Here is a 15,246-nt window from a genome sequence, read left to right as displayed (position 1 = left end):
CACCCGTCAGGGACACTGTCGTGGTGACTGGATCGACGCTGCTGCACCTCATGCCGTTGAGCGCGTTCCGCGCCGACCCCGCCGAGCCGATCACGGCCGCCAGCCTGGCAGGCGAGGGGTTCGTGCACTGCTCTCCGGACGTGCCGACCACGCTCGCGGTCGCCAATGCGCTCTACCGCGAGGCCGACGAACCGATGGTCGCCGTGGAGCTGGACCCGTCGCGGTTGTCGGCGCCGGTGCGGTGGGAGGCCGCCGACCCCGCGCCGCCCCCGGGCGTCTCTTCCGACGTGCTGTTCCCGCACGTCTACGGGCCCATCGAGCGGGCGGCGGTCATCGGCCTGCGGTACGCGCGCCGCGACGTCGCCGGAACCTACCTGTCGCTGGAGACCCGCAGCCGCACCGCAGAGGAGTTCGACCTGCTGCCCCACCCGGAGGGCGGCTGGTTCCGGCGCACCTGGGCCAGCGGCGTCGAGGTCTCCCGGTCCGCCGAGGTCCGGCCGACGGCCACCTCGATCTACTTCCTGCTGGCCCCCGGGCGCACCTCGGAGTGGCACGCCGTGGCCTCCGACGAGCTGTGGTTCTGGCACCGGGGCGGTCCGCTGACGCTGTCGCTCGGCGGGACCGGCGAGCGGCCGGGCGAGGAGCCCGGGACCGTCGTGCTGGGCGGCGGCGCCGGGCAGGTGCCCCAGGCAGTGGTCCCCGGCGGGACCTGGCAGCGCGCGACCGCGTCGGCGACGGCGGAGACGCTGGTCAGCTGCGTCGTCTCGCCGGGGTTCGACTTCGCAGACTTCCGGACCCTCTGACCTGCGCGGACCCGATCCCGGGCGAGGCCGTGACGCCGATACCGCCCGGCCGGGAGCTCCACCGCCTCCGGGTGGTCGCGGCGTGGCGGCCGGGGCGGGCCGGTGTGCGCGCCAGCGGACCCGGCCCGATCGCACCGAGCCCGGCCGAAACGGTGCTGGCGAACAGCGCCACCAGGACCAGCAGCCCGGAGAACGCGGGCACGCCCAGCCGGGCGATGCGGGGCATGGCCGGCTCGGCCCACCGATGCCGGGGCACCGTCCCGCGCGCCGGTGCGGCGGCCGGGACGGGTTCGGCGGCAAGGAGAGGTCTGGCGGTCGGGGCGGAGATCGGCGCGGTTGCCCTGGCCTGATCCGGTACGGCCGCGGCGGAGCCGGCCGGGACCTCGCCGACCCGAGCCGGTGCGGCGGTTCCGGCGAGCACGGCCGCGGAGACCGCGGGCACGCGCGGTCTCCTGCCGACGAGCTTCCGCTCCACCCAGCACATGCCCAGCAGCGACCCCATGATCACCGCTATCCCCGTCGTCGCCGCGACACCGAACACGGCCAGCGTGTTGAACACCGGCACACCACCCCCGCGCTTGAGCAGCCCGCGATGATCCACGCGTTCCCCTGAGCGCGGGCCGCCGACGCACAATTCACGGCTCCTGGCGCGGGCTTCGTTGTCCCAACCGTAGGACCGGCGCGGAAGAACCGCTGGCAGAGGACTCGACACGCCCCCGATCAGGTGATGAACGACTCACGTCGCCGACACGTGGAAAAACCCTTCGCCCCGAATTCGCACAACCCGTCTTGATCGGGCAAACCGCGCGCATCGCGGGCTACCATCGGGGCCGGGAATCCGCGTCGCACCGGCGGCCCTTGCTTCGTTGGTGTGACGTGGCCCGCTCCCGGACAACCCTCCGGCCCCGTCCAGGCGTCTTCCAGTGACCCGGGTTGTCCTGGGCGGACCGGGCTCGCCGGGCACGCGGCACGCGCGTCGCGTCGGCGGGTTCCGCCGAACACGCCGGGGACCGGGCACGACGAAGCGGTCAGGAGGTGTCGATGACGTGAGGGGCTACGGCGTACACCTGCTCTTCCACCTGCTGGCCGTCGTCTCGGGCGGCGCTGCGGGAGTCGCGGCGGGCCTGTGGTGGTTCGCGGCGAACGCGGTGGCGATGTGGATCGCCACCGCCGCGCTGGTGGTGGGCATCATCGTGCTGATCCTCGAGGGGCTCTACATCTCCGGCGTGCAGAACCAGGGCAGACCGCCGCGGCCGGCACGCCGCCCCCGGCGGCCCGATCCGCCCACCTACGGGCGCCCGCCCGCCTCCCCCTCCGTCGCGGCGCACGAGCCCTCGTACCCCCAGCAGCACCGCTCCCTCGGCTCCCACCCGCGGGTCCTCGCCGGTCCGTTGCCGGAGAACGAGCCGCCACCAGCGCCGCAGCCGGACGAGGAGCGCTACCGCAGCGGGACCCGGGCCGACTACGAGCCCGCCGAGCCGCCCGCCGTCGGCGGCGACACCATCGTGCAGCCCCCCTCGCCGAAGGATGCCGACCAGGAGACCAGGAAGTCGGCGGCCGACGCCCTCAAGGAGTGGAGCGCCAACCACCGCTCCTGAGTCCCGGGGCCGGCACATCCGGGCTCAGGGCGTGGCCGGCCGGTGAACCCGCCTCACAGGTCCGCTGTCGCGCGGACGCGGCCGTGACCGCGCTGGTCGGCCCGCACCGCACGCGCAACCCTGCCAGCCCGCACTGCGCATCTGCTCCAGCAGGGCGAACATCGGCGCCGTTCCTGGCTCCGCGGCGCCCGGCGTGCTCGAATCGTCCTCTCCCCTTCTCGCGGATCGCGGCCACCGACAACCGTGCTCGGAGAGGACGGCTGCCATGTCCAGTTCCCCTTTCCCGGCGAGGTTCTCGCGTGCTGCGCAGGCACAACACGCTCGACGTGGTGGTCGACGGCTCCTTCCGGCCCGACGTGCCGCCGAACCACGGCCTGGACCGCCCGAGCAGCGCCGTGGACTTCTGGCAGCCCGCCGGCCTCTACCGCGAGGTCGAGCTGGTCGGCGTGCCGGTGGTGCACATCGCCGACGTGTTCGCCAGGCCCTACGACGTGCTCGGGCGTCCCGGCCTCCGGGTGCTCTGCGAGCTGGACCTCGGGCGGGCCGCCACCGGCCTGCGCGTGGACGTCGAGCTGCGGCGCAACGGCACGGCGATCGGCTCGGCCACCACCCGGCTCCCTCCCCTCCCATCGGGAAGGCACGCGGTGACGCTCGACGTGCCGGGCCTGACCGGGGTCGAGCTCTGGTCGGTCGAAGCTCCCGCTCTCCACGACGTGGTGGTCACGCTCTGCGAGCAGGAACGGCCGGTCCACGACCACTCGGTGCGCACGGGGTTCCGGGAGGCCCGTTTCGAACGGTCCGGCTTCTACCTCAACGGCGAGCGGCTGCAGCTGTTCGGCCTCAACCGGCACCAGTTCCACCCGTTCGCCGGAGGCGCGATGCCCGCGCGAGTGCAGCGCAGGGATGCCGAGATCCTGCGCGACGAGCTGAACTGCAACATGGTCCGCTGCTCGCACTACCCGCAGCACGAGGAGTTCCTGGACGCCTGCGACGAGCTCGGGCTGCTGGTGTGGGACGAGCCGCCGGGCTGGCAGTACCTGGGCGGCGCGGACTGGCTGGACCGCGCCTACCGCGACGTGCACGACATGATCGTGCGCGACCGCAACCACCCGTCGGTGGTGCTGTGGGGCGTCCGGCTCAACGAGACGCCGGGCAACGCCGAGTTCTACGCCCGCACGCAGCGGCTGGCGAGGTCGCTCGACGACTCCCGCCAGACCACCGGTGCGATGCACGGAGCCGACCACGGCACGACCGACTTCCAGCACGACGTGTTCGGCTACAACGACTATTCGGCGAGCACGGCCCGCGACGGCGGGTGGCGCCCCGAGCTGGCACCACCGCGCGACGACCTGCCGTACCTGGTGAGCGAGGCGATCGGCACGCTGTCCGGGCCGTCCAGGTTCTACCGCCGCACCGACCCGCAGGACGTGCAGCAGGGCCAGGCGCTCGCGCACGCCCGGGTGCACGACCGCGGCCGCTCCGACCAGCGCTACGCCGGGGTGCTGGCGTGGGCGGGCATCGACTACCCGTCCGGCAACGGCAACGTCTTCCTGGGCGTGAAGTGGCCCGGCGTGGTCGACCTGTTCCGGATTCCCAAGCCGGGGGCGGCGATGTACCGCGCGCAGGCCGATCCGCTGCGGCGTCCGGTGATCGAGCCCTCGTTCTACTGGGACCTGGGACCGCCGAGCCCGGTTACCGGTCTCGGTGCGCGGGCGGCGATCTGGTCGAACCTCGAGCGGCTCGAGCTGTACCTGGACGGGACCCACCACGCGACCCTGGCACCCGCGCGCGAGGAGTTCCCGCACCTGCCGCATCCGCCGTTCTTCGCCGACCTGTCCACCGCGGGTGGTGCGGTCGAACTGCGGGTGGACGGCACGCTCGGCGGTCGCGTCGTGCTCAGCCGCAGTTTCTCCGCCGACCGCGCCCGCGACCGGTTGTCGCTGCGGCTCGACGACGACTCCCTGCGCAGCGGCGGGACCGACGCGACCCGCGCCGAACTGCGGGCCGTCGACGAGCACGGCGCTCCCCGCCCGTACGTTTCCGGTGCCGTGGCCCTGGAACTCGACGGCCCGGCGGTGCTGGTCGGCAGCAACCCGTTTCCCCTGGAGGACACGGGCGGCGCGGGGGCGGTGTGGCTGCGCAGCACCGACGGCACCGGCACCGTGCGCCTGCGCGCCCACCACCCCACCCTGGGCGCCGCGGAGGCGACGCTGGTGGTGGGGGCGGACGCTGGTTGAGCAGGCTCTACGGCCTCATCACTGGATGGTCGCGAAAGCCCGTACGGGGAAGGTCGCGAGCCCGCTCACGGCCGGAGGCACGGCGGTGAACCGGGCTCCTGTCGCGGGGAGGGCGCCCAGGCCGGTGAGGTGCTCGACGACCGGCACGTCGGCGCCCAGCAGGACGGTGTGCGCGGGCCGGTCGCCGGTGCGGGTGTCATCGATGTTGACCGAGTCGATCCCCACGAGCGCGGCACCGCGATCGACCAGGTACCGGGCACCGGCTTCGGTGAGGTGCGGGTGCTCCGGGGCGCCGTAGCGGTCTGTGCCCCAGTGCCGGTCCCAGCCGGTCCGCAGCAGCACGGCGCACCCGCCGACCTCGACGCCCTCGAACGCGTCGGGACCGATGGCGCTGTCGCCGCCGTCGACGACGGCAGCGGGCAGCATCGCGCAGCGTTCCAGCGGCAGCCGGCTCAGGTCGTCCCCGTCGCGGAAGCGGTGCGCGGGAGTGTCGAGGTAGGTACCGGTGTTGGAGACCATGCTGATCCGCCCGATGGTGAACTCCGTGCCCGCCGAGTAGTGCGAACGCGAGTCGTCGAAGCTCAGGTGTCTGGAGATCTCCGGCCCCGGCAGGCCCGGGTAGGTGACCATCCCCGGCTCGATGACATGGCTGAGATCGACCAGACGCATCGGCTCATCATCGCAGCCGGTGAGGGCTGTCGCCCGGGTGCGGAGACGGCGCCGCCCGCCGCGGCGGTGCGCGGCGGGCGGTCGCGGCAGGACTCGACGTCGGAGCCCGGTCAGAAGTTCGTGCCCGCGGGAACCCGGAGCGTGACGTTGACCCGGTTGAACATGTTGGTCACGCCGATCCAGAGGACCAGGGCGGCCAGTTCCTCCTCGTCGTAGTGTTCGGCGGCCTCGTCCCAGATCTCGTCGGGCACCGCGCCGGGGTGGTCGGCGAGGCGGGTGGCCGACTCGGCCAGCGCCAGCGCGGCCCGCTCGGCGTCGGTGAAGTAGGGCGCCTCCCGCCAGACCGCGGTCGTGGCCAGGCGCTCGTCGGTCTCCCCCGACTTCTTCGCGGTGCGCACGCCGTAGTCGACGCACGCCGCGCAGCCGTTGATCTGGCTCGTACGCAGGTGGACCAGCTCCAGCGTCCGCTCCGGGACCCCGCCCTGGTGCGCCGCCTTGATGAGGGACTGGATGGCCTCCATGACCCCCGGGAGCAGCGTCGCGGGGTTGTTCATCCGTGCCTGCATGGTCTCTCCTCGTTCCTGGTGGAGTTCGTCTTCACCTCCATGACGAACCGCCGGGAGAGGATGTGACAGCGACGGCCGAAGTGCGTGTCAGGCCTTGGTCGTGGCGTCATCGCCTGGCGCCTGCTGCGCCGGGATGCCCTCGGCCGCGACGACCGGCGTTCCGGTGCCCTGCGCCGCCTCGCCCGCCATGGCGGGGACGCGCTCGCCGGACTGCTCACCCGACTCGTCCTCGGACTGCAACGCCTTCGAAGACGCCTCCGGTGTGGAGAGGACCTGCCGCGCCTGGTCCTGGTCCAACGCGTTGTCCCACTTGGACACGATGAAGGTCGCGACGCAGTTGCCGAGCAGGTTGGTCACCACCCGCATCGTGTCCATGATCCGGTCGGCGCCGAGCATCAGGGCGACCGCGGCCACCGGGATCACGCCGACCGCGGAGGCGGTGGCCGACAGCGCGATGAACGCCGATCCGGGGACGCCCGCCATGCCCTTGGAGGTCAGGATGAGCACGAGGACGACGGTGATCTGCTGCCCGATCGTGAGGTCGACGCCCACGGCCTGCGCCATGAACAGCGTCGCCAGCGACAGGTAGATGGACGCGCCGTCGAGGTTGAACGAGTAGCCGGTCGGCACGACCAGGCCGACGGCCTCCTTGCGGCACCCGGCCCGCTCCAGCTTCTCCATCATGCGCGGCATCACGCACTCGCTGGACGCGGTACCGACGGCGAGCGCGAACTCCTCGCGCGTGTAGCGCAGGAACCGCACGAGGCTCAGCCCCGTCAGCACCCGCATGAGGATGCCGAGCAGGACGATGAACAGCAGCGCGGACCCGTAGCACGCGGCGATCAGCTTGGCGTAGGTAGACAGGGACGAGAGCCCGTACTGGCCGATCAGGTAGGCCATCGAACCGAACACCGCGATCGGCGCCAGCCGCATGACGTAGCCGATGACCTTGAAGATGATCTCGCCGGCCTGCTCGATGAAGTTGAAGACCTGGGGCGCGCGGTCGATGCCGACGTGCAGCAGTCCCGACGCGAACAACACCGCGAACAGCAGGACCTGCAGCAGCTCGTTCTCCGCGAAGGCGCCCACCGCGCTGTCGGGGATCATGTGCAGCACGAACTCGGCGGGGCCGGGCATGTGCCCGCCCTGGGTCTTGGCCTCCACGCCCGAGGTGTCGAGCGTGCCGGGGTCGACGTTGAGCCCCGCGCCCGGCTGGAACACGTTGCCTGCGATGAGGCCGAGTGCGAGCGCGGCGGTGGTGACGACCTCGAAGTAGATCAGCGCCTTGAAGCCGATCCGGCCGACGGAGCGCATGTCGCCCGCCTTGGCGATGCCGACGACGACCACGCAGAAGATGAGCGGGGCGATCACCATCTTGATGAGGCGGATGAACCCGTCTCCGACCGGCTTGAGGGCTTCGCCGAAGTCGGGCCAGAAGTGCCCGGCGATGATGCCGATGACCGCGGCGATCAGGACCTGGACGAACAGCGAGGACAGGACGTTCCTCAGCCGTGTCTTGCGCAGGGGAGCGATGACTTGGGACACGAGCAGCTTCTTTCGCGATGCGGAAGTTCACTTTCGTTATGTGGGACCTGAGTGTGAGTCGGGGCACTCATCCCGTCAAGCAAGCTTCCGCGAGCAGAATTCACAAATGGTCTCGGATTTGTTTCCGACCAGGAAACTCAACAAATTGTTGAGAACAAGACTGGAGCGGATCCATTCTTTTCCGGGCCCGATCGCGGAACCGCGGATTGGGCCACCGGGGCGCGTCAGGCGACGACGGCTTGCCGGAGGACCCTACGCCAACCGGCGGCATGCCAGGTAGGTCGCGAGCCGGCGGGCTGGCAACGAGAAGCCCTTCTGCGCAGCCTGAACGCGCCAGGCTTGACGTGGCGCGGGGCGGCAGCCTAGCGTCTATTTCACTACACAGAATTCTTTTTCCGCAATACGAAACTACGCGCGCCGTGCAGGCGACCGGGAGAGATTTCCATGACCACTGTTGCGTTCCTGGGGCTGGGCATCATGGGTGGGCCGATGGCCCACAACCTCGTGCGAGCCGGGTTCGACGTGATCGGCTTCAACCGCAGCCGTCCTGCGGTCGACCGTCTCGTCGAGCAGGGCGGCCGGGCGGCGGACTCGATCGGCGAGGCCGTGCGTGCGGCGGACGTCGTCGTGACGATGCTGCCGGACTCGCCGGACGTCGAGGAGGTCGTGCTCGGCGAGGGAGGTGTGCTCGCCGGCGCGAAGGAGGGCCTGCTGCTGATCGACTGCAGCACGATCCGCCCGGAGACGTCGAAGTCCGTCGCCGCCGCGGCCGAGCGGTTCGGCGTGCGCGTGCTCGACGCTCCGGTCAGCGGCGGCGAGCAGGGCGCCATCGACGGCGCGCTGTCCATCATGGTCGGCGGTGCGCCCGAGGACTTCGAGGCGGCCCGGCCGGTGCTCGACGCGGTCGGCAAGACGATCGTGCGCGTGGGTCCGGCGGGCGCGGGGCAGACGGTCAAGGCGGCCAACCAGCTCATCGTCGCCGGGAACCTCGAGCTCGTCGCCGAGGCGATCGTGTTCCTGGAGGCCCAGGACGTCGACACCGAGGCGGCGACGAAGGTCCTGGCCGGCGGCCTCGCCGGCAGCGCGATCCTCGACCGCAAGTCCGCGGGCATGCTCGCCCGCGAGTTCACGCCCGGGTTCCGCCTCGCCCTGCACCACAAGGACCTGGGCATCGTGGAGTCGACCGCCCGCGAGTCGGGCGTGGTGCTGCCGCTGGGCGCGGTGGTGTCCCAGCTCGTCGCGGCCCTGGTCGCGCGCGGCGACGGCGGCCTCGACCACTCCGCCCTGCTGAAGCTGGCCGAAGAGCTCTCCGGTCGCGGCCGGGAATCCTGAGGAGAGACGACCGAACATGCCCAAGATGACCGCCGCCGCGGCGGCCGTGGAAATCCTCAAGCGCGAGGGCGTGGACCACGCGTTCGGCGTCCCCGGCGCCGCGATCAACCCGTTCTACGCCGCGTTGCGCGCCCGCGGGGGGATCGAGCACACGCTGGCCCGCCACGTCGAAGGCGCCTCGCACATGGCCGAGGGCTACACCCGGACCGCGCCGGGCAACATCGGCGTGTGCGTCGGTACGTCCGGCCCCGCCGGGACCGACATGGTCACCGGCCTGTACTCGGCCTCGGCCGACTCGGTCCCGATCCTGTGCATCACCGGACAGGCTCCGGTCGCCCGGTTGCACAAGGAGGACTTCCAGGCCGTCGACATCTCCTCGATCGCGCAGCCGGTGACCAAGATGGCGGTCACCGTCCTGGAACCCGCGCAGGTGCCCGGCACGTTCCAGCAGGCCTTCCACCTCATGCGCTCCGGCAGGCCGGGCCCGGTGCTGATCGACCTGCCCGTCGACGTCCAGCTCGCCGAGATCGAGTTCGACCCCGACACCTACGAGCCGATGCCGCTGGCCAGGCCCGCGGCGACCCGGGCCCAGGCCGAGAAGGCGCTGGCGATGCTCGCGGCCGCCGAGCGCCCGCTGATCGTCGCCGGTGGCGGGATCGTCAACGCCGATGCCGCCGATCTCCTGGTCGAGTTCGCCGAGCTGGTCGACGTCCCCGTGGTGCCCACGCTGATGGGCTGGGGCACCATCGCCGACGACCATCCGCTGATGGCGGGCATGGTGGGGCTGCAGGCCGCCCACCGCTACGGCAACGCCACGATGCTCGAGGCCGACTTCGTGCTGGGCATCGGCAACCGGTGGGCGAACCGGCACACCGGCGGCGTCGACACCTACACGCGGGGCCGCACGTTCGTCCACGTCGACATCGAACCCACCCAGATCGGCCGGGTGTTCGCGCCCGACTACGGGATCGTCTCCGATGCCGGAGCGGCGCTGGAGCGGTTCGTCGAGGTGGCCCGGTCGTGGAAGGCCGAGGGGCTGCTCCCCGAGCGGACGGGATGGGTGGCGCGGTGCCGGAGGCGCAAGCAGACCCTCCAGCGACGCACCCACTTCGACGACGTTCCGATCAAGCCCCAGCGCGTCTACGAGGAGATGAACCGGGCGTTCGGGCCCGAGACCCGCTACGTCAGCGCGATCGGGCTGTCGCAGATCGCCGCGGCCCAGTTCCTGCACGTGCAGCGGCCCAGGCACTGGATCAACTGCGGCCAGGCCGGTCCGCTCGGCTGGACGGTGCCCGCCGCGCTCGGGGTGCGGGTGGCCGATCCGGAATCCCCGGTCGTCGCGATCTCCGGCGACTACGACTTCCAGTTCATGCTCGAAGAACTGGCCGTCGGCGCGCAGTTCAACCTGCCCTACGTGCACGTCGTGGTGAACAACTCCTACCTCGGGCTGATCAGGCAGGCACAGCGCGGGTTCGACATGGACTACTGCGTGCAGCTCTCGTTCAAGAACATCAACGCCCCCGAGCTGGGCGCCTACGGCGTCGACCACGTCAAGGTCGCCGAGGGCCTGGGCTGCAAGGCGATCCGGGTGCACGAGCCCGGCGACCTGCTTCCCGCGTTCGAGAAGGCCGGGAACCTCGCCGCGGAGCACCGGGTTCCGGTGGTCGTGGAGGTCATCCTCGAACGCGTCACCAACATCGCGATGGGCACCGAGATCGACGGCGTCGCCGAGTTCGAGGCCATCGCGGAGGTCGCTGCGGACGCCCCCACCGCCACCGCGCCGCTCATCTGACCCGCCGTCCCGCCCGGCGCGCCCCCGTTCACCCCGGGCGGGACGGCCCCCCAATCCTGGTCGTCCGCAACGGCGCGGTCCCTTCTCGTCACATCCGGCGCACGCCGTCCGTCAACACCTGTGACGGACCGCGCCGAGAGAATGTGACGCAGCGATGGACGACAACGAGTTCCTGGCCGACCGGTTCGAGGCGCACCGCGCTCACCTGCGCGCGGTGGCCTACCGGATGCTCGGCTCGCACGCCGAGGCCGAGGACGCGGTGCAGGAGGCATGGCTGCGCCTCAGCCGCTCCGACACCTCCGAGGTGGCCAACCTCGGCGGCTGGCTGACCACGGTCGTCGGCCGGGTCTGCCTGGACGTGCTGCGCTCGCGGCGGTCGCGGCGCGAGGACCCGCGGGGCGTGCACCTGCCCGACGAGGTCGCGCGCGAGCGGGACCCCGCCACGCCCGAGCAGCAGGCCGTCCTGGCCGACTCGGTCGGGCAGGCGCTGCTGGTCGTGCTGGACACGCTCGAGCCCGCCGAACGGCTGGCGTTCGTGCTGCACGACATGTTCGCGGTGCCCTACGACGAGATCGCCCCGGTCGTCGGCCGCAGCACCGCGGCCGCGCGCCAGCTGGCCAGCCGGGCCCGCCGCCGGGTGCAGGGCACCTCTCCCGCCGGCGGGGCCCGCACCGCCGAAGGCGACACCGCCCGCAGGCGCGAGGTCGTCGACGCCTTCCTGACCGCCGCCCGCGGCGGCGATCTCGAAGCCCTGCTCGCGGTGCTCGACCCGGACGTCGTCCTGCGCGCCGACGGCGCGGCGGTGGCGACGGCCGGGGCGAGCCGGGCGCAGGGCGCTCCGCTGCTGGCCGGCGAGATCCGCGGGGCCTCTGCGGTGGCCGACACCTTCTCCGGGCGCGCGCGGGGGGCGCAGCCCGCGCTCGTCGACGGCGTCCTGTCGGCGACCTACGCGCCGGGCGGGACGCCGCGCGTGGTGTTCGGGTTCGCCGTCGAGGACGGCCGGATCGTCGGCATCGACGTCGTCGCCGACCCCGCCCGCCTGGCCGAGCTCGACGTCGAGCTCCTCGAGCCCTGACCTGCCCGCACCGGTCCGCAGGTCTTCCGGGTTGCCATCGCAACCCGGAAGCCCCGGCTACGACACCGGGCTGAACGGCGTGCGCGGGCGCTGCTGGGGTTCGCCGTCGACCGTGATGTCCACGCGTTCGTCGTAGAAGCAGGCCAGCCCTGCGATCTTCTGGCTCTCCGGCAGCGGCACGGGGTAGGACCAGACGATGCCCGCGTGCTCGGTGTCGCCGATGACGACGTCCCAGTAGCTCGCCGTGCCCTTGTACGGGCACTGCGTCCGGTGGTCCGACGCGCGCAGCAGGTCCATGCGGACATCGGGGATCGGCAGGTAGTACCGCGGCGGCAGGCCCGTCTCGAACAGGATGTGCGGGCGGTGCGAGTCGGCGACGACGACGTCGCCGATGCGCACCACGACGTGGCGGGAGCTGGCCAGCACGTCGACGCGCTTGTGCGGGTCGCGGGGGTGCACGTAGACCGGTTCGTCCTCCTCGAACCAGTGGTCCATGGCCTCCCACGCGATGCGCACGAGCCCGCGCAGCTCGCGCACCGGCGACTCCAGGTAGCCGATGGCGGCCGCTTCGGCGACGGCGTCGGCCGCGCGCACGTCGTAGACCGTGCCGTCGCCCAGCCTGCCGGAGTGCCGCGTGGCACCCGTCGGTTCGAGCCGGGCCCGCACGTCCTCGGCCGGCAGGTAGTAGGTCGGGTAGTACTGGTGCTCCCACACCAGGACCGGACTCCGGGTGTCGGCCACGAGCCGGCCGCGCAGGTACGCGCGCACCCGCTTGTGCGAGGTCTCGGTCGGTACGTCCTGGCTCGGGTCACTGCTCATGCTGACCTCCGAAACGTCGGGTTCCAGGGTCAACGCCGGGCGGACCCGCCTGCTTCCCGCGGGTGGCCCCACCGCGGCGGGCGGGGCCACCCGGCGGTCAGGACGTCACCGCGCACTGGCCGCGGTCCTCGCGGGCCGGGCCCGCCGCACTCGGCCGCACGTCGAAGTCGAAGATCGCCGTGGGCAGGTACAACGAGCAGCACGCGTTGGGGATGTCCACCACGCCGCTGATCCGGCCCTCGATCGGAGCCGACCCGAGCAGCAGGTACGCCTGCTCACCGCTGTAGCCGAACTTCTTGAGGTACTCGACGCCGTTCAGGCACGCGCGGCGGTAGGCCACCGAGGCGTCCAGGTAGTAGTTCGTGTCGGTGTCGTGGTCCACCGAGATCCCGATGAAGGTCATGAACTCCGAGTAGCGCGGCTCGACGTTGCCCGGCATGAACACCGGGTTGGTGCTGATCCCGTAGGTCTCCATGCCGCCCTTGATGAGGTCGACGTGGAAGTCGATGAACCCGCCCATCTCGATCGCACCGCAGAAGGTGATCTCCCCGTCGCCCTGGCTGAAGTGCAGGTCGCCCCCGGAGAGCTTGGCGTCCTTGACGTGCACGGGGTAGAACACCCGGGAACCGCGGGTGAAGTTCTTGATGTCGTGGTTGCCTCCGTTCTCCCTGGCCGGCACCGTGCGGGCGCCCTCGGCGGCGATCCGTTCCGCGTCGGAACCGCTCGCCTGCCCCGCCAGCGCGCCCGCCGCCGACGGCGGCAGCCCGAGCGGCGGCACCCGGTTCGGATCGGTGTCGATGAGCGCCTGCTCCCGCCGGTTCCACCGCTGCAGCAGCTCCGCGGAGGGGGCCGTGCCGAACAGGCCGGGGTGGGTGATGCCGGTGTAGCGGACCCCTGGCAGGTGCCGGGAGGTCGCCACCTGGCCGTGGAAGTCCCAGATCGCCTTGTAGGCGTCCGGGAAGTAGTCGGTCAGGAAGCCGCCGCCGTTGACCTTGGCGAAGACGCCGGTGTAGCCCCAGCCCTGGCCGGGGGCGTCGCCCACCTCCTGCGGCACCGGGCCGAGGTCGAGGATGTCGACCACCAGGAGGTCGCCGGGCTCGGCGCCCTCCACGCCGATGGGGCCGGAGAGCATGTGCGTGACGTCCAGGTCGACGTCGCGCACGTCGTTGGCGGAGTCGTTGTTGCCGAGCTGCGCGTCGGTCCACTCCCGGCACTCGACGCGGAACTCCTGGCCCGGCCGGACCATCACGGCCACCGGGACGTCCGGGTGCCACCGGTTGTGGCCCGGTACCGCCTGCTCCCGCATCGACTTCGACTGGTCGACGCTGAACACCACTTCTGGCATGGAAATCATCTCCCGCTGATGCGTGTGCTCCGGCTGGGCCGGGTCCCGGTCTCAGTGCGCCGGGGTGGGCGGCGGGGCCGCCCGGGGTCCGCGCGCCGCGCGATGCGGCACCGCGCCGCTGGTGAACAGCCAGATGCCGGCGAACACCACGACTCCGAACACGGCCAGGGCGACAGCGATCCGGTCCGGGTACACCCAGTAGCCGGTGAGGGTCAGGAAGGCCGGGATCGCCGCGGTGACCCACCCCTCGATGGCGGCGACCCAGCCGGTGTAGGTGGTCAGTCCCTCCATCTTCAGCCCGAGGAGGAGGAAGAACAGCAGCCACAGGAACGACCAGTAGAGCCAGATGACGCCGAACGGGGCGTCCCCCAGCAGCCGGAAGTTCGCGAACGAGTAGCCCAGCGCCATGATCGCGACGAACAGCGAGAACCATCCGACGCCGGTGCTGTCGAACTCCCCGATCAGGCCGATGCCGACGTAGAGGTAGGTGAAGCCGAACAGGTAGATGCCCGACGCGTTGAGGATGGTCACGGGGTCGTTGAGGTTGGCGGCGATCAGGATGGTCGGCGTGACCACCTGCAGCGCGCCGACGAAGATGTTGAACACCCCGATCGACTTGGGGTCGGCCTTGCCCAGCAGCATCACGCCGTTGAGGAAGAGCACCGCTCCCACGTAAAGCAGTCCCACGAATGCCACCGATGACACCTCCTATGCCGCGACGGTGGTGACGAGCCGGGCGAGTACCGGTCTCACGGCCGGGGAAGGCGGCTGAGCGCCGGGTGCGGGGCGGGCGGGGGCCTGCCCGGTACCTCCGAGACCACCGCGGGCTCGTCGGCGCTGCGTTCCTCGATCGCACGCGCCCGGCGCATCGGCGCGCTCGTGGCCACCAGGTGGGGCGCCGAGAAGATCCGGCGCGCCTGCCCCCGGCATCCCGGGCACTCGTGCGTGTCGGCCGCCGTGCCGATCGGCTCGTGCGCGTCGAAGCGGCCGCAGTCGGGGCAGTCGTACTCGTATGTGGCCATCGGTGCCCCCTCGGACCTACCGGCCGGCCATCGGTCGTGGTCGATGGCCCACCACCCAGAACACGCCCGTGCCTAGTGCCCTGTCCAGGGACTCCAGTCCCGGTCAGCCGTTGACCTGGCGGGCGGGGTTTGTTTTCGTAGGGCACCCGTGAGCCGGCCCCCGAACCCAGTCGGTTCTCCCCCGTCGACGATTCCCCGGTGATCCCATGAGCGGCCCCCGACAGCACCCCGGTCACGTGGTCGTGACCGCGTGGACGTGCCCGGACTGCGACGTCGCAGGGCGCACCCCGCCCGAAGCCTCCCCCGCGTGCTGGAACTGCGGTGGCCCCGTCGTGGTCACCGCCCGGCCGACGGTGCCGCAGGCCGAGACCCCGGTGCGCTGAAACACCACCGCCCGGCGGGCGAGCGCGAGGTCGTCGCGCCCGTGCCCGCCTGCAACCTCC

At 71.8% G+C, this 15,246-nt stretch carries 14 protein-coding genes and 1 pseudogene; 7 read left to right on the top strand and 8 right to left on the bottom strand.

Going from position 1 to position 15,246, the window contains the following annotated elements; all coding sequences use genetic code 11:
- Positions 1 to 23: 23 nt before the first annotated feature.
- Positions 24 to 803, top strand: coding sequence for a cupin domain-containing protein (locus HUO13_RS12305; protein WP_249124705.1), 780 nt, complete (start codon positions 24 to 26; stop codon positions 801 to 803).
- On the opposite strand, the gene HUO13_RS12300 is transcribed toward HUO13_RS12305, so the two are convergent.
- Positions 751 to 1,404 (bottom strand): hypothetical protein, encoded by a 654-nt coding sequence (locus HUO13_RS12300; protein WP_211901517.1) that lies wholly within the window; start codon positions 1,402 to 1,404, stop codon positions 751 to 753. The two genes, HUO13_RS12305 and HUO13_RS12300, sit on opposite strands and share 53 nt — an antisense overlap.
- A 445-nt stretch (positions 1,405 to 1,849) precedes the next feature.
- On the opposite strand from HUO13_RS12300, the gene HUO13_RS12295 reads away from it, so the two are divergent.
- Together HUO13_RS12295 and HUO13_RS12290 are read left to right on the top strand one after the other, a co-directional pair.
- On the top strand, positions 1,850 to 2,401 hold the full coding sequence (locus HUO13_RS12295; RefSeq protein ID WP_211901516.1) for a hypothetical protein: 552 nt from the start codon (positions 1,850 to 1,852) through the stop codon (positions 2,399 to 2,401).
- Positions 2,402 to 2,700: 299 nt separating this feature from the next.
- On the top strand, positions 2,701 to 4,638 hold the full coding sequence (locus HUO13_RS12290) for a glycoside hydrolase family 2 protein (RefSeq protein WP_249124703.1): 1,938 nt from the start codon (positions 2,701 to 2,703) through the stop codon (positions 4,636 to 4,638).
- An 18-nt stretch (positions 4,639 to 4,656) separates the two neighbouring features.
- Here the strand turns inward: HUO13_RS12290 and HUO13_RS12285 are convergent, their stop codons facing one another.
- The 3 genes from HUO13_RS12285 to dctA form a co-directional block, all read right to left on the bottom strand.
- Positions 4,657 to 5,307 (bottom strand): cyclase family protein, encoded by a 651-nt coding sequence (locus HUO13_RS12285; protein WP_211901515.1) that lies wholly within the window; start codon positions 5,305 to 5,307, stop codon positions 4,657 to 4,659.
- Between the two features lie 110 nt (positions 5,308 to 5,417).
- Complete coding sequence (locus tag HUO13_RS12280; protein WP_211901514.1) at positions 5,418 to 5,873, bottom strand: carboxymuconolactone decarboxylase family protein; 456 nt, start codon at positions 5,871 to 5,873, stop codon at positions 5,418 to 5,420.
- Positions 5,874 to 5,960: 87 nt separating this feature from the next.
- Positions 5,961 to 7,418: a C4-dicarboxylate transporter DctA gene (dctA, locus tag HUO13_RS12275; protein ID WP_211901513.1), complete on the bottom strand. Its 1,458-nt coding sequence runs from the start codon at positions 7,416 to 7,418 to the stop codon at positions 5,961 to 5,963.
- 432 nt (positions 7,419 to 7,850) lie between these two features.
- Between dctA and HUO13_RS12270 the strand changes: the two are divergent.
- The 3 genes and pseudogenes from HUO13_RS12270 to HUO13_RS12260 all read left to right on the top strand — a co-directional run.
- A pseudogene (locus tag HUO13_RS12270) lies at positions 7,851 to 8,750 on the top strand (2-hydroxy-3-oxopropionate reductase); the annotation flags it as partial.
- Positions 8,751 to 8,766: 16 nt separating this feature from the next.
- Positions 8,767 to 10,542, top strand: a complete 1,776-nt coding sequence (gene gcl / locus HUO13_RS12265) for a glyoxylate carboligase (protein WP_211901511.1) — start codon at positions 8,767 to 8,769, stop codon at positions 10,540 to 10,542.
- Positions 10,543 to 10,696: 154 nt separating this feature from the next.
- Positions 10,697 to 11,617, top strand: coding sequence for a sigma-70 family RNA polymerase sigma factor (locus HUO13_RS12260; RefSeq protein ID WP_211901510.1), 921 nt, complete (start codon positions 10,697 to 10,699; stop codon positions 11,615 to 11,617).
- A 57-nt stretch (positions 11,618 to 11,674) separates the two neighbouring features.
- Here HUO13_RS12260 and HUO13_RS12255 read toward each other — a convergent pair whose 3' ends face one another.
- From HUO13_RS12255 to HUO13_RS12240, 4 genes are all read right to left on the bottom strand, one after another.
- On the bottom strand, positions 11,675 to 12,436 hold the full coding sequence (locus HUO13_RS12255; protein ID WP_211901509.1) for a DUF427 domain-containing protein: 762 nt from the start codon (positions 12,434 to 12,436) through the stop codon (positions 11,675 to 11,677).
- A gap of 97 nt (positions 12,437 to 12,533) precedes the next feature.
- Entirely contained in the window at positions 12,534 to 13,781 is a 1,248-nt protein-coding gene (gene fmdA, locus HUO13_RS12250; RefSeq protein ID WP_211901508.1) for a formamidase, read from the bottom strand.
- A gap of 51 nt (positions 13,782 to 13,832) precedes the next feature.
- Positions 13,833 to 14,477 (bottom strand): AmiS/UreI family transporter, encoded by a 645-nt coding sequence (locus HUO13_RS12245; RefSeq protein WP_211901507.1) that lies wholly within the window; start codon positions 14,475 to 14,477, stop codon positions 13,833 to 13,835.
- A 53-nt stretch (positions 14,478 to 14,530) separates the two neighbouring features.
- Positions 14,531 to 14,803 (bottom strand): FmdB family zinc ribbon protein, encoded by a 273-nt coding sequence (locus HUO13_RS12240; protein WP_211901506.1) that lies wholly within the window; start codon positions 14,801 to 14,803, stop codon positions 14,531 to 14,533.
- Between the two features lie 206 nt (positions 14,804 to 15,009).
- On the opposite strand from HUO13_RS12240, the gene HUO13_RS12235 reads away from it, so the two are divergent.
- Complete coding sequence (locus HUO13_RS12235; RefSeq protein WP_211901505.1) at positions 15,010 to 15,186, top strand: hypothetical protein; 177 nt, start codon at positions 15,010 to 15,012, stop codon at positions 15,184 to 15,186.
- Positions 15,187 to 15,246: the final 60 nt, after the last annotated feature.

It is taken from the genome of Saccharopolyspora erythraea (assembly GCF_018141105.1).
In the GTDB taxonomy this organism is placed as follows: domain Bacteria; phylum Actinomycetota; class Actinomycetes; order Mycobacteriales; family Pseudonocardiaceae; genus Saccharopolyspora_D; species Saccharopolyspora_D erythraea_A.
This window is presented reverse-complemented; position numbering and strand designations above follow the sequence as displayed.